The organism is Halostagnicola larsenii XH-48 (assembly GCF_000517625.1).
GTDB classification, from domain to species: Archaea; Halobacteriota; Halobacteria; order Halobacteriales; family Natrialbaceae; genus Halostagnicola; species Halostagnicola larsenii.
The window spans coordinates 2609557-2628653 of sequence record NZ_CP007055.1; the positions used below are offsets into that span (position 1 = coordinate 2609557).

Annotated in this window: 18 protein-coding genes; 8 read left to right on the forward strand and 10 right to left on the reverse strand. The window is 63.1% G+C overall.

The features are described 5' to 3' along the window. Window positions 1-208: 208 nt before the first annotated feature. The 3 genes from HALLA_RS13195 to HALLA_RS13205 form a co-directional block, all read right to left on the reverse strand. Window positions 209-1306, reverse strand: a complete 1098-nt coding sequence (locus HALLA_RS13195; protein ID WP_049953794.1) for a hypothetical protein — start codon at window positions 1304-1306, stop codon at window positions 209-211. A gap of 122 nt (window positions 1307-1428) precedes the next feature. Then, a complete protein-coding gene (locus tag HALLA_RS13200; RefSeq protein ID WP_084569014.1) occupies window positions 1429-2709 on the reverse strand; it encodes a Mur ligase family protein in 1281 nt (426 codons plus the stop codon). A gap of 32 nt (window positions 2710-2741) precedes the next feature. Continuing rightward, on the reverse strand, window positions 2742-3944 hold the full coding sequence (locus tag HALLA_RS13205; RefSeq protein WP_242406171.1) for a poly-gamma-glutamate biosynthesis protein PgsC/CapC: 1203 nt from the start codon (window positions 3942-3944) through the stop codon (window positions 2742-2744). Between the two features lie 521 nt (window positions 3945-4465). Between HALLA_RS13205 and HALLA_RS13210 the strand changes: the two genes are divergently transcribed. The 4 genes from HALLA_RS13210 (at window position 4466) to HALLA_RS13225 (ending at window position 7575) form a co-directional block, all read left to right on the forward strand. Next, window positions 4466-5560, forward strand: a complete 1095-nt coding sequence (locus HALLA_RS13210) for a DUF7282 domain-containing protein (protein WP_049953795.1) — start codon at window positions 4466-4468, stop codon at window positions 5558-5560. Between the two features lie 39 nt (window positions 5561-5599). Continuing rightward, window positions 5600-6607, forward strand: coding sequence for an AAA family ATPase (locus HALLA_RS13215; protein WP_049953796.1), 1008 nt, complete (start codon window positions 5600-5602; stop codon window positions 6605-6607). Next, a complete protein-coding gene (locus tag HALLA_RS13220; protein WP_049953797.1) occupies window positions 6600-7040 on the forward strand; it encodes a hypothetical protein in 441 nt (146 codons plus the stop codon). The genes HALLA_RS13215 and HALLA_RS13220 overlap by 8 nt, the downstream gene beginning before the upstream one ends. 97 nt (window positions 7041-7137) lie before the next feature. Then, window positions 7138-7575 (forward strand): acyl-CoA thioesterase, encoded by a 438-nt coding sequence (locus HALLA_RS13225; protein WP_049953798.1) that lies wholly within the window; start codon window positions 7138-7140, stop codon window positions 7573-7575. Between the two features lie 70 nt (window positions 7576-7645). Here HALLA_RS13225 and HALLA_RS13230 read toward each other — a convergent pair whose 3' ends face one another. The 3 genes from HALLA_RS13230 to HALLA_RS20670 all read right to left on the reverse strand — a co-directional run bounded on the left by HALLA_RS13230 (window position 7646) and on the right by HALLA_RS20670 (window position 9550). After that, complete coding sequence (locus tag HALLA_RS13230; protein WP_049953799.1) at window positions 7646-8104, reverse strand: PIN domain-containing protein; 459 nt, start codon at window positions 8102-8104, stop codon at window positions 7646-7648. Between the two features lies 1 nt (window position 8105). Next, complete coding sequence (locus tag HALLA_RS13235; RefSeq protein WP_084569041.1) at window positions 8106-8372, reverse strand: AbrB/MazE/SpoVT family DNA-binding domain-containing protein; 267 nt, start codon at window positions 8370-8372, stop codon at window positions 8106-8108. 89 nt (window positions 8373-8461) lie between these two features. Next, window positions 8462-9550, reverse strand: coding sequence for a THUMP domain-containing protein (locus HALLA_RS20670; protein WP_157231379.1), 1089 nt, complete (start codon window positions 9548-9550; stop codon window positions 8462-8464). Between the two features lie 204 nt (window positions 9551-9754). Between HALLA_RS20670 and HALLA_RS13250 the strand changes: the two genes are divergently transcribed. The 3 genes from HALLA_RS13250 (at window position 9755) to HALLA_RS13260 (ending at window position 11795) form a co-directional block, all read left to right on the forward strand. Further along, window positions 9755-10315 carry a TATA-box-binding protein gene (locus HALLA_RS13250; RefSeq protein ID WP_049953801.1) on the forward strand — a complete coding sequence of 187 codons (561 nt, stop codon included), beginning with the start codon at window positions 9755-9757 and terminating at the stop codon, window positions 10313-10315. 429 nt (window positions 10316-10744) lie between these two features. Then, on the forward strand, window positions 10745-11134 hold the full coding sequence (locus HALLA_RS13255) for a DUF7344 domain-containing protein (RefSeq protein WP_157231380.1): 390 nt from the start codon (window positions 10745-10747) through the stop codon (window positions 11132-11134). Window positions 11135-11303: 169 nt separating this feature from the next. Further along, entirely contained in the window at window positions 11304-11795 is a 492-nt protein-coding gene (locus HALLA_RS13260) for a hypothetical protein (protein WP_157231381.1), read from the forward strand. 2 nt (window positions 11796-11797) lie between these two features. Here the strand turns inward: HALLA_RS13260 and hisG are convergent, their stop codons facing one another. Both hisG and HALLA_RS13270 read right to left on the reverse strand, forming a co-directional pair. Beyond that, window positions 11798-12652, reverse strand: coding sequence for an ATP phosphoribosyltransferase (gene hisG / locus HALLA_RS13265; RefSeq protein WP_049953804.1), 855 nt, complete (start codon window positions 12650-12652; stop codon window positions 11798-11800). 112 nt (window positions 12653-12764) lie between these two features. After that, window positions 12765-13691, reverse strand: a complete 927-nt coding sequence (locus HALLA_RS13270) for a stage II sporulation protein M (protein WP_084569016.1) — start codon at window positions 13689-13691, stop codon at window positions 12765-12767. Between the two features lie 137 nt (window positions 13692-13828). Here HALLA_RS13270 and HALLA_RS13275 point away from each other — a divergent pair, with 137 nt between their 5' ends. Beyond that, window positions 13829-15127, forward strand: a complete 1299-nt coding sequence (locus HALLA_RS13275; RefSeq protein WP_049953805.1) for an amidohydrolase — start codon at window positions 13829-13831, stop codon at window positions 15125-15127. 403 nt (window positions 15128-15530) lie between these two features. Here the strand turns inward: HALLA_RS13275 and nasA are convergent, their stop codons facing one another. Both nasA and tatC read right to left on the reverse strand, forming a co-directional pair. Further along, on the reverse strand, window positions 15531-17669 hold the full coding sequence (nasA, locus tag HALLA_RS13280) for an assimilatory nitrate reductase NasA (RefSeq protein ID WP_049954127.1): 2139 nt from the start codon (window positions 17667-17669) through the stop codon (window positions 15531-15533). 352 nt (window positions 17670-18021) lie between these two features. Next, a complete protein-coding gene (gene tatC / locus HALLA_RS13285; protein ID WP_049953806.1) occupies window positions 18022-18924 on the reverse strand; it encodes a twin-arginine translocase subunit TatC in 903 nt (300 codons plus the stop codon). Window positions 18925-19097 lie beyond the last annotated feature (173 nt).

Consider the following 19097-nt stretch of genomic DNA (forward strand, 5'->3'; position numbering starts at 1 on the left):
GATCGCGTTCTATCGAATCACCGAATACGACCGCGTTCCGTCGACCTATCGTCGCGATCGTGCGGCCTCGAGACGGTTTGCAGGGTCGACTCCTCGGTCCGGGGCCGACCCTCGGCGAATGAATCGTTCTGATTCGCTCCTCGACCATCACATCAACTTCCGCCCGTTATCCCCGATCAGTACCAGCGATCGGCCCTCCAACCGGTTATCACTGGCACGAGCCGCTCTCCGTGACTTCGACGTCAGCGGAGAGCGCTGCGGCCGTTCCTGTCGCGATTTCCTTCCAGTAGGCTCGGCGGGTCGCGTAACTCTGTGAGAGGAAGACGCTCTCCTCGCCGAGGTCGTCGACGAGCAGCCCGTCTCCCGTCAGGCCGTCGTCGTCCGGCAGCGTCGCCTGCTCCGCACAGGACGGCAGCGCATCGTTGATCGAATCGCGGACGTCCTCGAGCAGCGACAGCGTCGCGTTTCCGGCCACGACGATCCCGTTGTCACAGACGCCGCCGAAGTCGACCGCGACGTCGAAGTCGTCGTCTGCGATCGTCTCGAGTTCGGGATACGATTCGGGCGAGAGCGCCATCGACGGGACGTACCACCGCTGGAACGCGCCCGCATCTGGCCCCCAGCCCTTCGTCCGCCAGCACGTTGCGTCGGCCAGATCCGCGGCGTGTTCGGCCTGATCGTCGGTTTTTGGCTGGACGGCACCGCCGTGGGGTGCGATGAAGATGTGGTCGGTGCCGTTTTCGTCTAAGCGCTCGATCAGTTCGCCCTGCTCTCTGGCCTCCGATTCGGAGAGGCTGGGGTTCGGTATCGTCGTCGAGATTTCGGCGTCGAACTCCTCGTCGCTCACCGAGCAGTCACCGGCGGGACCGGGACAGCTCGTCTCGTCGGTGGTCGCCTGCAGCTCCGTCGATCCGAGGTCGAGCCGACAGCGGGCGCTGTCGGACATGCGAACGATGTCCGTCGGCGCTTCGGGGCGTTCTTCCGCGATCGTATAGACCGCAAACTCGCTCGAGTCGTCCGGTCGGGACAGTCGAACTTGCTGACCGGCCGAGAGGTCGTGAGCCGAGAGCAGTCGGGGATCGGCCGAGATCGACGTTCGATTGTCCACGAAGTCGGCCTGTCCGTCGGCGAGCGAACAGACCAGGGCCGTCTCGAGGTCCTCGTCGCTGACGACCCTCGAGGCCGCCTCGTAGGATCCGACGGCGAGGCCGAGTACCGCCGGGGTTCCGACCATAGCGGTCAGGAGCGACCGTCGCGACGGATTGAGTCGGTCGATGCGTCCGTTGGTGTCTGAATCGTTTGTCATGGTGTCATCGTCTCAGTGGGAGCGTACCGCCTCCCGAGCGGTAGTCGGCGAGCGAAGCGTCTTCGATCGAGTGCCGGCGAGCCGAGTGAGACCCGCCGGCGTGGGTGGTCGTCTCTACATGATCACCTCTGTACGTGGGAAAGCCGAGACAGTGCGCCGTCGGCGTCGCCGGACGATTGAGAGTCGACCGACTGAACCGGGAGTTGGGAATCGACGGGTTGCGGAGGCAGTTCCAGTTCGAGATCCGACTCGGACGTGTCGATCGATTCCGGTGGCTCCGAGTGGCGCTCGATTTCGTCGTCGATGTCGCGCATAAACTCGGCGACGGTATTGCCCATTACGAGCACCGGCCACCCGTCCGCTATCATCTCCTCGAGAACCGATAGCGCCGACTCGGTTTCCGGATCGTGGCAGATTACGGGGAACGACGCTTTGTCGGCGAAGAGCTCCGCGTGACCGCCTGCGACCCGCGCCTGTTCGATCGCGCCGTCGTCGAAGAGCCCCTCGAGATAGTCGTGGAACGAGGCCGTTCGAGCCCGGCGGTCTCGGCGGAGGTAGACGAACGGCTGGATCCGTTCGTCGTCGTCGACGAGCGCCTGGCGAACCATCTCGGTGCTCTCGACGTCGTTGACGTCGGCCGCGTTGTACACCCGGCCGCCGAGCGCGTGGGTCCACTCGACGCGAAACTCATCGAGCATCGACTCGCGCTGTCGATCTGACAGCGGTTCCTCGTCGATGGCCTCGAGGACGTGATCGAGCGCGTAGATACACTCCGCAGCGGGGATGTTCTGATGGCGTTCGGGGACGTCGACGTGGGAAACGGTCGCATCCACGGCCTCGAGTTCGCGCTCGATGTACTCCCGGAGACGCGGATCCTGTTCGCCGTTGACGACGTGCGTTCCGGCGGGGGTCGCGCGGGCGAACGCTCTCGCGATGTCCGCGCGAGTGCCGCCGAGCGTATCGCGGTGGTCCTGGCGAACGTTCGTGAGAACGAGCACGTCGGGGTCGCCGAACCGCTCGTTCATCATCCGCGTCGTGTAGTCGGTGATCCCCTGGTTCTCGAGGACCAGCGCATCGACGGGGAAGTACTTTCGAAGCTCGTGGACGTTTTCGTAGAGCGTAACGCGCTCGCCGCGGTCGATCGGGTTTTCCTCGCCGTCGTACAGCGAGAGGGGGTGATTGCCGGTGACCTTCGCGTAGGCGTCGTAGCCCCGGGATCGAAGGACGTCGTAGATCCGTTCGGTCGTTCCCGATTTGCCGCGGGTTCCGGAAACGACGATTTTGACGCCGATTTCCTCGAGTCGGCGTCGGTGTTCGGTGCCGCGGGTGAGCGGCCCAGCGATGCGTCGAGCGAGCCGCGTGAGCGGCTCGGGAACGACCGTTGAAGCGGTATCGTAAGACATTGATAGTGTATCGTATCGATAGTGGGAGTTCGTCAGGTGTGGCTGCTGTGTGTCCCGGCGCGCTGTCGGTCGGCGTCCGAACTCGAGGGACGAAGTCGCTCGAGACGGAGCGCAGACGCCGCGCCGACGACGAGCGCACCGACGAGCAGCGCGATCTGTGGAAGCGCCGAGAGGTTCGTCGTGAGCACACCGCCCGGCTCCGGCGTCACGATCAGTCGGAGACCGCCGAGAAAGAGGGCGAACGCGCCTGCAGACAGCGAGATCGATGTCGGTCTGTGCTCCGGTGGCATCCGGTGTAGGTTGTACGCGCCGATTCCGATCAGGATAGCCGTAAAGAACAGGTGTAACCCGGTCGTGACCGGGAAGACGATCGCGATCGGGATCGATCCCGCGATAGCGATAACGAGGCCCGTCCCGAGCAGCACCCGTCCGTACAGCAGCGTCGACCGGTGGAACAGAGTCAGCAGGCCGTAAACGACGGCGACACCGAGAACGTACAACGGGAGCACGGCAGCCGATCGGAGGGCGAACAGGGCGAGCAACGGAAGCGCGATGATTCCGTTGAGCCTGATTCCCCACCGCATGTACGCCCCTTCCGAGACGACCATCCCGAGCGCGATGACGAGAAGGACGACCGGCAGAGAGATTTCGAGGAAGCCGCCCATATCGCTGATCGCGGCGTTCCGAGCGGCGGCGATGTCCGAGTTCGGACCGAACAACACGGGGGGCGTGAGCCGGCCGATTCGGGGCGCCATCGTGAGATTGACGAGCGCACCGCCGAGGCCGATCAATCCGACGAGCACACCGACGCTCGCCGCGATGTCCTCGAGGCGTCGATCCGAGTCCAGCTGGTGATAGTTGTATGCCGCGACGCCGGGGAGGATACTCCCGGCGAACGTCGCCGTCGAAAGCGTGATGCCGGAAACGCCGAGCGCGACGAGACTGCCGAAGACGGCCAGCGGGACGATCATACTGAGTATCATGCTCGCCAGCAGCAGCTGTCGCCCGAACAACAGCGTTCGTCGTTGCAACACCGCCAATCCGGCGTAGGCGGCGAGCACGCCGATGACGAATGCGGGGAGTGCGAGGACGTCGTAGAGGGCGTACACTGCGAACATCGGAACCACGAGGACGCCGGAAAGTCGAAGTCCGTACGTCTGAACGACTGCGATTCCGATCAACAGTCCGACTATCATCAACAGCGAAGCGACGATCATCGACGTATCGCCCTCCACCAGCGTACTCGAGCGCACTCGGTGACCTCGAGTGACCGATCCGACGAGGACAGCGTATGAGCACCTCGTATGGACCGATTTTCATGGTCTGTTCCCGGAGCACCAATGGCGTTCGTCGCTGAAGCACCCATACGAGTCTAAACATCAAAGCAATAAATAAAGTTTATCTAGCGTTGTATTTTACTTCTAGAAAATCTATACTAACTAGTAAATTACTTATTGATATAGAAATATAAGTAGCATGTTAAGAGTATGACGGGTAAAAGATAGTCTATAATTGGTGAACGTTTTCACGAGTGATCGGTGCCTCGAGCGTCGTTCAGGGGCGGATTGACCGAAAAAAGATAGGCGAGTGTACACGACACCGAAAGTAGAGGCGGGTAAATCGCGTCGGTTGTATCCGCCGGAGAACATATGACGGCCCTACGAGGCACCTCCACTACGAAGGGGGCAATGACTACGCCGAACGAACTCGACGTTTTACGTCCACGGGGCTCGAAGTATCCGTATCCAGTTGGTATATGAGTTCGAGACCTGAGTTCGGTACGATCAAACGAGTCGCCGCAATCTTGATCGCGCTCGCCGTCGTTCTCGCGGCGGGCGTCGTCATCGGACAGGCACCGGCTATCTTCGGCGTCGACGAGGACCCGGACGCGTCGATCGAGTTCGATGATCAACAGAGCGACGGAACCAACGTGACGGTTTCGTCGGTTTCGGTCTCGGAAGGCGGGTTCGTCGTCGTCAGCGATAGCAACGGAAACATCCTCGGCGTCTCCGACTACCTCGGGTCTGGAAGCCACGAAAACGTCACCGTCAACCAGACCGACGCCGACGATCGCGAGATGCTCGGCCAGTTGACCGCGACCGCCCACCAGGATACCACTAACAACGAGACCTACGCCTACAACGAAACCGACGGCGAGGAAGACCAACCGTACATCGAAGACGGGTTTCCGGTCAGCGACACCGCATCGGTGACGATGGCCGATCGAGACGACGCCGTCGGCGACTCGTTCACCGTCGAATCGATCGACGCCCCGTCGTCGGGGACGACCAACGAAACCATTTCCGTGACCGGCGAAATCCGAAACCCGACCCAGGACCTCGACCAACAGCAAGTCGACCTCCGGATCGACGGGGCCGTCCTCGAGCGGCGGGTGCTCGAACTCGAGCCCGACGAGACTCGAGAAGTGACGTTCGACGTCGACACGAACGGAACGGATCCCGGCGAGCAGACGATCGGCATCTATACCGAAGGCGACGGTGCAGTGGAGATGATCGACCTCAAGTTCGACGGAACGGCGGCCGTCGAACCCGCCGGCGGAAACGAAACGAACGTCACGGCGAACGCAACCGTCCCAGCGACGGGATTCCTGGCGGTCGAACAGACCGATGGCGACGACCAGAGCGCGCCGCTGGGAACGAGCGAAGAGCTCCCGCCCGGCGACCACGAGAACATTTCCATCGAACTCGAGGAGTCCGTCGGCGAGGACGAGCAACTGAGAGTGGTCCTCTACGAGGGCGATCCGAGCGATTTCGACGGGGCAACACGGGTCGAACGCGAGGGCGGAACGCCCGTCGAGAGCGAGTTCACCGTCGCCGAACTGGAGGAGTAACCGACCGATTCTTACCCGTCCCGTCCGTATCGACCGGCGATGGATGCGCCGCTGTGGACCGAGACGTACGCCCCGACTCTCGAGGAGCTGCCCCAGGACGACGCCCGCAGATACCTCGAGCGGGCGGTCGACGAGCCGATTAACCTGATCCTGCAGGGGCCACCAGGAAGCGGCAAGACGGCGGCGGCGCGCGCGCTGGCTCGCGAGGTCTACGGCGATGACGTGGACAACGACCTGATCGAGATCAACGTCGCCGACTTCTTCGGCCGAACGAAGACCGAGATCAAGAACGATCCCCGGTTCGCGGGCTTTCTGGTCGGACGGTCGTCGATGTCAAAGCGGGACATGATCAACCACGTGCTCAAAGAATCCGCGAGCTACGCGCCCGTATCGGGTGCGTACAAGACGATTCTCCTCGACAACGCAGAGGACATTCGCGAGGACTTCCAGCAGGCCTTGCGTCGGATCATGGAGAAACACCACCGGACGACGCAGTTTATCGTCGCGACGCGCCAGCCGACGAAGCTCATTCCGCCGATCCGATCGCGGTGTTTCCCCGTCTCGTTTCGAGCGCCCTCGAGCGAGGAGACCGTCGCCATCCTCGAGCGCATCGTCGAGGCCGAAGGGGTTGAGTACGACGCCGACGGCCTCGAGTTCGTCGCCGGCTACGCGAACGGCAACCTCCGAAAGGCGATCCTGGCCGCCCAGACGACCGTCGAAGACGAGGGCGAACTCACGATGACCGGGGCCTACGAGACCATCGGCGAAGTCGGCCTCGCCGACGAGATCGAGTCGATGGTCGACGACGCAGAGGCAGGCGAGTTCACCGACGCGAGAAAGACGCTCGACGACCTGCTGGTAGACGAGGGACTCGACGGCGGCGAAGTCCTCGAGGAGATCCTCTCGGTCGCGCGAAAACGATACCACGGCGACGAACTCGCCCGGATGCACCGGCTCGTCGCGGATACGGAGTTCGAAATGCAGGAGGGCTCGAGCGACCGAATCCACGTCTCGCACGTACTCGCGGAGTTAGGTCGGAATGGCTGAGAACCCAGCCGAGTCCGCACGCGATGACCGCTCGGACGCAACCGGCGCGTCGAACTCGACCGGCATTTCCTACACGACTCGAGCGTGGGCGATCTTCCCGCTCTCGCCGATGGTCGATACCGCCCTCGAGCTCAGCGGACTCCTCGGGAATTCCGTCGATTCGACGATCGCGTTCACCCTCGGGCTCGTGATTACCGTTGTGCTCGCAGAACTCCTGCTTCGAACCGTCGGCCCCGCAATCGTCGGTCCGCTCTGGTTCGGCGTCTTCACGTTGATCTGCGGAGCGCTCTTCGTCCTCGCGGCCGCATCGGTAGTCGACCTCGAGTCCGACGCGATCCAGCGGACTGTCTTCGCGCTCTTGCTCGCCTGTAGCGCGCTCGTGGTCGGGGTAACGACGCGCCAGCGACTCGAGAACGGACCGGCGAGGAGCTGAGATCGGCCCGAGATGAGATGAGATGACGGGTACCTAACGCCACCGGTTCCCGGCAGGACCACGCACGATTATCTACCTCCCGCGAGAACGCTGAGTCATGACCGCGCTACTCGAGACGTACATCGAAAACCGATTTCCCGTCCAGCCGAACCACGCGAACAACAACGGGACCCTCCACGGCGGGAACCTCATGAAGTGGCTCGACGAGGTCGGCGGCATGTCGGCGATCAGGTTCGCCGGCGAATCCTGCGTCACCGCTCGCGTCGACGAACTCGATTTCCTCCGGCCGGTGCCGCTCGGCGAAACCGCGCTCATCGAGGCGTACGTCTACGATGCGGGGGAGACGAGCGTCAACGTCGCGCTGCGGGCGTGGCGCGAGGAGCCACGGTCGGGCGAAACGGAACTCACGACCGAATCGACGTTCACCTTCGTCGCGATCGACGAGGACGGTACGCCGATACCGGTGCCGGACCTCACCGTCGAGAGCGAGAAGGGCGAGCAACTTCGCGAGCGGGCACTGTCCGCGAGCGAGTGAGTGCTTTCGAACTGGGTTGCGCACTCGAGAGACACGCGACGAAACTGAAAGCTGACGAATACGGAGACGATCACGCGTTCGCATCGACGAACCGCTCGAGAACCTCGTCCGGAACCGGGTTTCTGTATTCGAACGACTCGTCGGTACATAGGTGCTCGAAGTCCCTGTCGGTTGTTACGATCGCATCTGCATCGGCGGCGCGCGCGAGTGCCACATAGAACGAATCGTATACGTCGTGGTTTTTCTCCGCGCTGATATCGTATGCCGACAGCACGAGATCGTCGTCGACGTCGACGAATTCCATGGGATATTGAAGGAGTGACGAGACTGCATTTCGAGCCTCGACCGTCTCGAATCCGAAATCCTCGAGAAGCCACTGGATACGTAGCGGGAGATACCCAAAGACGACGAGCGTATCCGCCCCCGTGAGTGCAGGGACGAGTTCGTCGGCGACGTAGGAGTGGCCAGGATGGTCGTCGATCAGCTGAATCGCCAAGGCATTCAGATCGGGGACGACGCGCGCTGTCATCTCACGTCCCACCGAACGTTGCATCACCTGCATCACGGAACGCCTCGTCTCCCCACTCGTCGCCCCGTGTCAACGTTTCGAGGTCGGGAAGGGAACGAACAAGCCGAATCTCTCCACCGTCACGAATCACGTGAAACTCCGTCCCGTCCTCGAGGTTGAGATCATCACGGAGCGCTTTGGGGATCGTAAGCCGACCGCGATGGTTGAGTTGAGCCGTACCGTACTCGTCCTCCTCGTTTATATCGGGGTTTGGGTTCGTTTTGCTCACGAAATCCACCGTACGCTAGGAGAGTGTATCGATCACCATAAGCCCCGGTGATTAGTTCAATCAGATCAGTCTAATCGGTATCGTTCGGTTTATTCGAGTACCAACACGTACCGCGTCAGCGACCGGTGCACCCGCCGCTCGAAGGCCGCCTCGAGTTCCCAGCCCGCCGCTCTGGCCTCGCTGAGCCACGAGCGGTCGGCGACGACGACGGCGCGGGGGGCGACCCGGCGGGCTTCGGCGAGCGCGCCCGAGACGAGGTCCTCGAGTCGGTGCGTCTCGATTTTCGACTGGCGGCCGTAGGGAGCGTCGAAGACGACGCCGTCGACCGAATCGTCGGCCAGCGGCAGTCTGGTCGCGTCGCCGCGACCCACGTGCCACGACCCGCGAGGTGTACCGGTCGGCGACTCGGTCGGGTCGTCCAGAAAGTGCTCAAGGTTCGTACACGCGCCGCGAGCCATCTTCTCCTGGGCGTCGGTCCCGACGACGTCAGCGCCGACGAGCCCCGCTTCGACGAGGACGCCGCCGGTTCCGCACATCGGGTCCAGAATCTGTCGACCCTCGCGGGCCCCGGCGACGTTCGCGACGGCTCGAGCGAGCAGCGGATCCATGCTGCCGGGCTGGAAGAACGGTTTGTCCGTCGGCGCACGCGACCCGAAATCGCGGACGCTTTCGGCGGTGAGCCAGCCGAGCGCACAGACCGAGACGCGTTCACTCTGTGGCGTCGTACTCGAGTCTCCTCGCGTCTCCCCGGCCAGTATCGGCTCGAGGTCGTCACCACTTTCGAGTTCGCCCACCGAAAACGCCGCCCGGAGGACGTGATCCGGTTCCTCGAGGTCGACCGAAAAACCGCGGTCGACCAGCACGCCGCCGAGGGTTCGCTCGACTTCCGTGGTGGAGACGCCGCTCGAACCCCGGATATCGGTCGCCCGGACGGCGACCGAGCCCTCGCGCTCGAGCGTCGCCGTCTCGAGCAACGCGCGAGCGCTCTCGAGCGTGGCGTCGGTTCGACCGAGGAGTTCACTCGCCCGGTGGGTGTACGCAAGCCCGCGGACCCGCTCCGGGGCGAGACCGCGTGCGACGGCAATTCCCGGGGCGATTCGGCTGACATCGGCCGCCGCGCTCGCCGCTTCCCGCGCTGCGAACCGGTCGTCCTCTCCGCCCAACTCGAGGAAGTACACGACCGTTCGTCGCTTCGGGTCGAGTATGAGCCTACCGCTTTCGACGACTCGCCCAGCGAGCGAAACGAGCGAATCGGGCGAGTGTCCCCATCGAGACAGCACGAGACCCGATATAACGGAAACTGACAGCTGGAACACAAACCGGAGAGACGGGGTGCGGGCACCAACCTTTATAAAGCTTAAATACGTCTTTTTAAGCGACTTATGACGGATCCGAAGGACACCATCAATATCGAAAACGTGGTGGCGTCGACCGGCATCGGGCAAGAACTCGACCTCCAGAGCGTCGCGATGGACCTCGAGGGGGCCGACTACGATCCCGAGCAGTTCCCCGGTCTCGTCTACCGAACCCAGAATCCCAAGTCCGCCGCGTTGATTTTCCGGTCGGGGAAGATCGTCTGCACCGGCGCGAAAAGCACCGACGACGTTCACGAAAGTCTCCGTATCGTCTTCGACAAGCTTCGTGAACTCCAGATTCAGGTGAACGAGGATCCGGAAATCGTCGTCCAGAACATCGTCACCTCGGCCGACCTCGGCCGGAATCTGAACCTGAACGCGATCGCGATCGGCCTCGGCCTCGAGAACATCGAGTACGAACCCGAGCAGTTCCCGGGACTCGTCTATCGACTCGACGATCCGGACGTCGTCGCCCTGCTCTTTGGCTCCGGAAAACTCGTCATTACCGGCGGCAAGCAGCCGGTCGACGCCGAACACGCGGTCGACAAAATCGTCTCCCGGCTCGAGGACCTCGGCCTGCTCGAGTAATCCAGTTTTACCGTTCGATTCGCAAAACCTACGTCTCAGTTCTCGAGGAGGAGTTTTCGGCTCTTGACGAGTGGGTTCGTTCACCGACCGTTACACCGAGTTCGAGCCCTCGAGCGGTGTAACGCGATCGCGAGAACGGTCACTGATATCGATAGCAACGAGATTTGTTCGATCACGGCAGTGTCCATGACGACATCGTAGAGACGCCGTTGCCCGCGCTCTCGTGGACTAATACATGCTTAAACGCCTCGAGAGTACGTGTGGAATCCTCGAGAGAGATATGTAGAAAGACCTGTTGGTTTCGTCGAGTTAGAATCGTTTACCGGGTCGAAAACGGTCTCAAATGGTCTAAACTAACGGCGAATCGTCCAAAGCCGACGAACGACCGACTCCGTTTAACAGGTCCCAGAAGAGGAGCATCAGGTGCCGATGAAGATTCCACACCCGACCACGGATCGAGTGTCGCCCTCCACGGCGGAGCCAGGACTCGAGAGTCTCACCCTCGATACCCTCCAAAGCGTCCTGAGCAGTCGTCGGCGTCGTGCGATCATCCGGTACGTCCTCGCGGCCGGCGAGTCCGTTACCGTCCACCAGCTCGTGCGGGCGCTTTCCGAATCGGAGAACGACCCGACCTTCGAGACGACCTTCCTCGAGCGCTGTCAGCGAGTCCACGACTCGCTCTCGCAGACGCACCTCCCGACGCTCGAGGAGTACGGTATCGTCGAGTACGAACCCGGAACCGGTCGCGTCTCCCCTGCAGCACACCTGTTGACCCTCGAACCGTACGTCGGTCGCGGACCGATCGGCGGCGATTCGTAGGATCGTCCCCCTGACGCTTTCTGCCTGCCTCGGCCGGATACTGGATCCGACCGGGCGGCTCGGTACGCCGAGTAGCATCGGTATACTCGCCGTAGGCGTATACTACGGATTCTGTCGGTAGATCAACTTGTTTATGACTAATGATATCATGATTATCCGGAAATTTGTAATGAGATGGCGGACGTTCATGACCGGTGCAGGGGGAATCGGTGCGGTGACGATCGGTACTCTGGCGCTTACAGATACCGCGGCCGCCGAGGTCGAGACGGGACTGTTCGGCGTCGAGAACGAACACTTCGATACGAACAGCGGTCGAATGGAACGCCTCGAGTTCATCGTCTCGAACGACGGCAAACGGTCGGGGACCTACGACTATCGGGTTCGACTCGAGCACGAAGACCGACTCCTCGGCGGGGACGAGCGTATATCTGGGATACTCTCGAGCGGAAGCAAGGAGGTGTTCGACCTCGAGTTCGCACCACCGCGGGCGGGGACCGTCGCCGTGCTGGTCGACGACGAAATCGTCGACGAGGTTACCGTCCGATCGCGGCGGTCCGATGACGAAGCCGACGATGACGACAACGGGGGCGGCGACAACGCCGGCTCTGTCGCTACCGGCGGTGGGGTAACGATCGTCGGAAAAGCGGCGAGTGCGAGCTAACGCTATTCGACGAGACGTTCGATTTCCGTCACCAGAATGTCGCTCGCGCCGGCGTTTTTGACCTCGGTGATCGTCTCGAAGACGTCCCGTTCGTCGACGACGGCGTGGACCGCGACTTTCTCGCCCTCGCCGTTGGCGACGTCCATCACGGTCGGGCCGCCGAGTCCGGGGATGACATCGCGAACGTCCTCGAGTTCGTCCCGCGGGACGTTCATCATCAGGTACCGCTTGCCGTCCGCAGAGAGGACCGACGAGAGCGCCGTCTGAATCTCTTGGACCTTCGGATCGTCGGCGACGTCGTCTCGAGCGAACAGATAGACCGAACTCGAGAGGACTTCGGCGATGACGCCGAGGTTATTCATTCTGAGGGTCGTCCCAGTGGACGTGATGTCGACGATGGCGTCGGCCATCTCGACGTGCGGCGTGAGTTCCGTCGCCCCGGTGACCTCGACGATGTCGGGTTCGATGCCGGCGTCGTCGAAGAACTCGCGGGTAACGTTCGGGAATTCGGTGGCGACAGTCTTGCCCGCCAGATCCGCGACGGCGTCGATATCTCCGTCTTCGGGCGACGCGAGCACGAGGCGACAGCGACCGAACTCGAGGTCGAGTAGCTCCTCGATGCGGTCAGTCTGGGCTTCGCGAGCCTGATCGAGGCCGGTGATACCGAGGTCGGCCGCGCCGTCGGCGACGTACTCGGGAATGTCGGCCGCACGGGCGAACAGGATCGTCACGTCCGGATCGACCGTCTCGGCGTAGAGTTTGCGATCGGCACCGTTTTCGATATGCAGTCCCGCCCGCTCTAAGAGATCGATCGTCGGCTCGTGCAGGCGGCCCTTGTTGGGAACGGCGATACGCATTAGGCGAATAGTAGCGGCCCTGCGGGAATTGTCTTTCCTTTCAGGCGGTGAGAGCGAGCGCGACGAGCTTCCGGATGCTCGTCGGACACCCGTTCGCAATTGGAAGCGGGTCTCACGCCGTCTGCGTCGGGAAGAGGAATTCCGCGACCGGAATCGTCAGGTAGGCTTCGACGAACGCCGCGACGACGAGCATGAGCCAGGCGAAGACGACCAACAGCGCCGTCCGGGCGAGGTACGGTTTCGTGAACAGCGCCGGTCGCTTGCCGAGAACGCGTTCTCCTGCCCGGTAAACGAACCTGAAGCCGACGCCCGCACCGACGAACAGCGCAGTCAGTTCGAAGATACCGTGGGGGACGAGCAGTGCGACGACCAGGCCGTAGCCGACTTCCCCGCCGATAGCGACGGCGATGTTCCCGACGATCAGCCCGTTGAGCGTCATGACGAAGAACGTGAACAAGCCGAGAGTCAGCGCGCCGAGGATCGACGCGAGAAACGGCGGCGTGTTGTTGAGGATGAAAAAGGTCGCCGAGGTCTCGAGCGCGACGCCGCCACCGCCCCCGAGGCCGTCCGGATCGACCTCCGCGCCCTCGAGTTCCTCCATGATGAGCTCGAGGAACAGCTGGGTCAGGTCGACTCCGGCGGCGGCGAGTGCGATACCGGCAGCGATCCCGAGCGCGAAGAGGCCGCCCGAGAACCAGACGTACCGGCGGTGTTCGGCCCACGCGGCAGAGAGCCGGTAGAGGAGGTTCGGGGCCATCGTGCGTGAGACGACCGCGGTCCCGACCAGTCCGAGCCCGAGCATCGTCGCTCCCGCCGCGGCGCGGGGAGTTTCGGAGACGAACAACGCCGTTCCGGCCGACAGAAACGAGGCGAGCGCGAGAAACGACAGCAACGCGCTCCAGTTTCTGACCGCGTTCGGACTCGCGTCGGCCACCGGCGCTTTCGCGCCCGGCCCTCGAGCGGCACCCGTCGACGGATTCGCGCTTGCGGAGGGGTTCTGACGGCCGTCGTCGGCATCGTCACGTTCGGGACCGTTCATGGTATCCTGTTCGGGTAAACGACTGTTAAACCCGCCGACTGGAAGATCGGCTACCCGGCGTTCGAACGCCACCGGTGACGCCGCCGACGCTCTGAATTATCGACAGCCTCACACTCCCGGACGAGAAAGGCGGGACAATGACGACGCTCGAGATCACCGGCGGGGAGGTACTGCGTCCCGATACCACAGTCGAACGCGCCGACGTACTGGTCGATCAGGACGCGGGAACGATCCTCGAGATCGGATCCGACCTCGGCGGGACGGCCGACGAAACGCTCGACGCCACGGACTCGCTCGTGACGCCCGGGTTCGTCAACGGTCACACGCACGTCGCGATGGCGCTCCTTCGCGGGTACGCGGACGACAAACCGCTCGAGGCGTGGCTCCGGGAGGACATCTGGCCCGCGGAGGGAGCGATGACCCCGGAAGACATTCGCGCCGGCGCGGAACTGGGCATTCTCGAGATGATCAAGGGCGGGACGACGGCCTTTGCGGACATGTACTTCGAGGTCCCCGAAATCGTCGCTGCGGTCGAGAAATCTGGCGTTCGAGCCGTGCTCGGACACGGAATCGTCACCGTCGGCAAGGACGACGCGGCGGCACGCGAGGACGCCGCCGAAAGTCTCGCCGTTGCCGAAGAGTTCGACGGTGCCGCAGACGGCCGAATCTCGACGGTGTTCGCCCCGCACTCGCTGACGACCGTCGACTCGACGTACCTCGAGGAGTTCGTGCCGAAAGCGCGCGACGCGGGCGTTCCAGTTCACTACCACGCGAACGAGACCGAAGACGAAGTCGCGCCGATCGTCGACGAACACGGGGTGCGGCCCCTCGAGTACGCCGCCGAACACGGCTTGCTCGAGTCCGAAGACTTCGTCGCACACGGTGTCCACGTCGATGACCGGGAGATCGAACTGCTCGCCGAGGCCGGAACGAGCGTGATCCACTGTCCCGCCTCGAACATGAAACTGGCCAGCGGCATGGCACCGGTGCAGCGCCTGCTCGACGCGGGCGTCACCGTCGGCCTCGGCACGGACGGTGCGGCCTCGAACAACGACCTCTCGATGCTCGACGAAGCCCGAGACGCGGCGATGCTCGGCAAACTCGCGGCCTCGGACGCGAGCGCCGTCGCCGCCGGCTCCGTCGTCGAGATGCTCACGGCGGGGAGCGCCGACGCGCTGGGTCTCGAGTCGGGGCGTATCGAACCCGGTGCTCCGGCCGATTTCGCGGTGATCGACCTCGAGAAGCCCCACCTCGTGCCGGCACACGACCTCGTGAGCCACCTGGCGTATGCTGCCCAAGCGGGCGACGTGCGACACACGATCTGTGACGGGGCGGTCCTCATGTCCGACCGCGAGGTACTGACGATCGACGAACCGCGGGTTATAGAGCGCGCGAGAGAACGAGCAGCCGCACTCTCGGATCGTCTCGAGGAGTAAGTCCAGCCGCGGGCTATCGTCGAAACGACGAACACGCAGGTCATACGGGAAACGAACGCCTGAAATCGGTCGATAAACGCTCGGAACGCTTTTCGGACCGTTTGAACTGGCTGCAATGGTATCGAACCGACACGAAGGTTTATTTAAATTCGCTGAATTGTTCAAGTGGGTGTGGATCAATGCAGGGCACTCGTAGGGACCTGCTCGACACACCACCTGACCGGCCGACGGAGATCGCCCAGATTGACCGGGCACAGCGTGTCAGAGGCACCGTCCTCCGTCGCCGGCAGCATCCATCGGTCGAGGACTTGCGTCCAAACGTCTCCCCGACAGGGAGGCGACGTTCTTGATCGAAGGAAAGAGTTACTCTTTCGGCCGAAAACCAGTACGTCTCACAGCTGTGCTAGGCCGTGACTTCCTCGAGTGAGATCGCAGCGGCGTCGGTCGGGGCCTCGAGACGCACGGCACACTGTTTAAAATTCGGCTCCTTCGACCGGGGATCGACGGCCGGAATCGTGAGATCGTTCACGTCCGGGTGATGGATCGGAAGCCAGACGACGCCGTCCGGAATCGCCTCGTCGACCTCGACCCGGGCGAGTATCGACGCTCGCCGGGAGGTGATGCGACCGTACCGTTCGTCGTCCGGCCCCTCGAGTTCGGCCGCCAGCGCGGCGGCGGTCCCGGCGCTGACCCGCGCCGTCGGCGGTTCGTCGTCGCGGGTTCGAACCCCGGTGTTGTACGCGCCCGGCCGGCGCGCGGTGGTCAGCGTCAGCGGATAGCTCTCGTCGGGGGGCTCCGGAAGCCCGACGCCCTCCCCGGCCGAGAACCGAGCGCGTCCGCTCGACGTCGGAAACGACCACCGGTCGCTCGCGGGTCCCTCGAGGCGCTCCGTTTCGGACGTCTCGCCCTGTTCGGTCGTCGGCCCATCGTAGTACCGGTACCCGCCGGCGTCCTCGCGCGTCGGTGCCGGCCAGCGAACCGCTCGCTCCTCCTCGAGCCGGTCGTAGCTGATTCCCGAACAGTCCGCGAGCGTCCCCGCGGTGAGTTCGGCGAACTCGTCGAAGATCGACGCCGGCTCCGGGGATCGCTCGAACAGTCCCGGCGCGAGACGCGTCGCCAGTTCGGCGATCAATTCGAGGTCGGTCTTGACGCCCGACGGCGTGTCCGTCGCCGCACGTACCCGCGAAACGGTTCGTTCCATGTTCATCGCCGTTCCCTCGGATTCGCCCCACGTCGTGGCCGGGAGCACGACGTCCGCGAACTCGACCGTCTCGCTGTGGAAGGCGTCCTGCACGACGAGGAACGTGTCCTCGAGCCGTCGGCGAACCCGCGTTGTATCCGGCATTCCGACGGCGGGATTGGTCGCGACGGCGTAGACGGCCTCGACCTCGTCCTCGACGGCCTCGAGGATACCGACGGGGCCGGGGCCCGGATCGTCGGGCAGGGTTTCGACCGACACGCCCCACTCGTCGGCGACTTCGGCTCGGTGAGCCGGATCGCCGAAGTCCCGGTGACCGGGCCAGGTCCCTTTCGAGGAACAGACGCGGGTCCCCATCGAGTTCGCCTGCCCCGTCAACGAGAACGGCCCCGTTCCGGGCCCGAGGTTACCGGTCGACAGACAGAGGTCGATCAGGGCGGCCGCGGTCTGCGTCCCGTCGACGCTCTGGTTGACGCCCATCCCCCAGTACAGCAGGGTATCGCGCTCGAGTGCGTCCGCGAGTCGGTCGACGGTCTCGAGGGGGACGCCCGCCGCGTTCGCTGCCGGTTCGGCGTCGGGCAGTTGCGCTCGAAGGTCTTTGAACCCCGTCGTCGCGTCGGCGATAAAGGGCTCGTCGATTCGATCCGTCTCGACGAGGCGCGCGAGGACGGCTCGAGCCAGCTCGAGGTCCCCGCCGGGGTCGGGTGCGACGTGGGCGTCTGCGACCTCGGCCGTTTCGCTCTCGATCGGATCGACGACGAGCAGTTCGCAGCCGTCCTCGGCCGCGGACTGGCGGATCCAGCGGAACAACACCGGATGTGCGGCCGCCGGGTTCGCCCCCCAGACCAGGTGGGTTTCGGCCTCGGGAACGTCGTCGTAGGTCGGCGGCGGCGCGTCGCTCCCGAAGGCGTCGTAGTAGGCGGTAACCGCACTCGCCATACAGAGGGTCGTGTTCGCATCGTAGTAGCGCGTGCCCAAGCCGCCGCGGGCGAGTTTGCCGAGTGCGTAGGCCGCCTCGTTCGTCTGCTGGCCGCTTCCCAGCACTGCAACGTGATTCGAACCGCCGGCGTGGGCCGTTCCGAGTCCTTCGGCGGCGCGCTCGAGGGCGGTCTCCCAGGTCGTCGGAACGAGTTCGCCGTCTCGTCGGACGAGCGGGCGCGTGAGCCACTCGCCGTCGGGGTCGGCCGTCTCGCTGACGCCCCGTTGACAGGCGAGTCCCTGATTGACCGGGTGTGCGGCGTCGCCGCGAACGACGTCTAACCCGTAACCGGTTTCGACGGCTCGTTGTACGTGACCACAGCCGACTGCACATCGCATACACGTGGTAGGGACGTGCTCAGTCACGAACGACACCACCCTGCGTTCGATGAGCGAGTTCCAGTGGGTTTACAGACAGACCATAACCCTGGAGATTCGTCCAGAACCATTTCACAATTTCACAGAATTAGAGATAGTTTCCAGGTACTAAACCATAATCGTTTAGAAATACAAATTTTCTACGGACCTCGTGAGGATCTGATCAATGTGAGAACGGATAAGGAGAATATAAGGACATATGCTCCGGTTGTGAGCGGCGAAATAACGGGAATCCAGCCAATGCAGTCGCCGGACAGTCAGTAGAGAGATGGGCAGAAGGTGACTCGAGGAATCACGAACGGGCTCGAAACGAGATGACAATAGCGGGTGCGTATTTCGGCTACTCGCGGCCGGTCCACTTCACGATGAGGAGCGTTCCCTCGAACAGGAGGATCATCGTGATGGCCACGAAGATCGGAGCCATGAAGGTCGGATCCATCGTGAACATAAAGGAAAGCCCCGCGAAGGCCGTCCAGAAGTAGAGTCGCTTCTGTGCGAGCCACCGTCTGGTCGTCACGCCCAGCATGATCGCGAGCATGATAAACAGCGGAATCTGGAAGACGATGGCGAGAAAGCCGGTCAACGTGATGACCAAGTTGAACGTCTCGCCGAGTGCGTAGGCGATCTCGGCGCTGCCCTCCGAATAGAACGTAAAGTACGAGAAGAGGATCGGCAGGACGACGATGTACGAGAAGATCATGCCAAGCCCGCCGAGAACGACGCTGGTCGGAACGGCGGCCAGGTAGTACTTGCGCTCGTTCGGATACAGCCCCGGTCGCATGAACAGGTAACACTGATAGATCAACATCGGCAGCGCGATCATGATCCCCAACAGCGCGGAGAGTTTGATCCGGGTCAGCCACAACTCGAGCGGACTGTACAGGTGCGGTGGTCGCTCTGTTGCCTGCGGAACGACATCGGACCAGATGAACGAGATCCCCTCCGACGCCCAGAGGATCCCGATCGCGGTCCCCGCAGCGCCGAACAGAAAGACCACTGCGAGCCGAAGCACCATCTCCTCGATGTGATCCGCAAGCGGCATCTCCTCGTCGTCCGGCGGGGTCGAGATACCGCCGATATCGTCGTCGGGATCGGGATACTCCTCCTTGTGTTCTGAATTGTCACCGACGTATCCCTCGCCGTCGGTCTTCGCCTCGGGTTTCTCCTCCGTTGCGGTTGGCAGTGGCTCAGCGGAGCCACTCGTGGACGCAGCGTCCTCATCGCCAGCCGAGTCGTCCGGCATCTATGGTGACATAGATCCGCCACTGGTTATAGGCCTTTTTCTTACGAGCATGCGCTGACAGCGAACCGGGTTGCACTCGAGAACGACGAGAGGAATAACACGCGTTTGGCTGTCGCTGTAAACTTCTGTACTCGAAAGGTTGATAACTGGATGCAAGTTAGCCACTGACAGCA

Coding starts and splice junctions, on each gene's coding strand:
- HALLA_RS13220 (WP_049953797.1), top strand. CDS start 6,600: ATGGCTGAGAACCCAGCCGAGTCCGCACGCGATGACCGCTCGGACGCA.
- hisG (WP_049953804.1), bottom strand. CDS start 12,652: ATGCGTATCGCCGTTCCCAACAAGGGCCGCCTGCACGAGCCGACGATC.
- HALLA_RS13195 (WP_049953794.1), bottom strand. CDS start 1,306: ATGACAAACGATTCAGACACCAACGGACGCATCGACCGACTCAATCCG.
- HALLA_RS13230 (WP_049953799.1), bottom strand. CDS start 8,104: ATGACAGCGCGCGTCGTCCCCGATCTGAATGCCTTGGCGATTCAGCTG.
- HALLA_RS13270 (WP_084569016.1), bottom strand. CDS start 13,691: ATGAACGGTCCCGAACGTGACGATGCCGACGACGGCCGTCAGAACCCC.
- tatC (WP_049953806.1), bottom strand. CDS start 18,924: ATGCCGGACGACTCGGCTGGCGATGAGGACGCTGCGTCCACGAGTGGC.
- HALLA_RS13200 (WP_084569014.1), bottom strand. CDS start 2,709: ATGTCTTACGATACCGCTTCAACGGTCGTTCCCGAGCCGCTCACGCGG.
- HALLA_RS13255 (WP_157231380.1), top strand. CDS start 10,745: ATGAAGATTCCACACCCGACCACGGATCGAGTGTCGCCCTCCACGGCG.
- HALLA_RS13215 (WP_049953796.1), top strand. CDS start 5,600: ATGGATGCGCCGCTGTGGACCGAGACGTACGCCCCGACTCTCGAGGAG.
- HALLA_RS13225 (WP_049953798.1), top strand. CDS start 7,138: ATGACCGCGCTACTCGAGACGTACATCGAAAACCGATTTCCCGTCCAG.
- HALLA_RS13275 (WP_049953805.1), top strand. CDS start 13,829: ATGACGACGCTCGAGATCACCGGCGGGGAGGTACTGCGTCCCGATACC.
- HALLA_RS13260 (WP_157231381.1), top strand. CDS start 11,304: ATGAGATGGCGGACGTTCATGACCGGTGCAGGGGGAATCGGTGCGGTG.
- HALLA_RS13250 (WP_049953801.1), top strand. CDS start 9,755: ATGACGGATCCGAAGGACACCATCAATATCGAAAACGTGGTGGCGTCG.
- HALLA_RS13210 (WP_049953795.1), top strand. CDS start 4,466: ATGAGTTCGAGACCTGAGTTCGGTACGATCAAACGAGTCGCCGCAATC.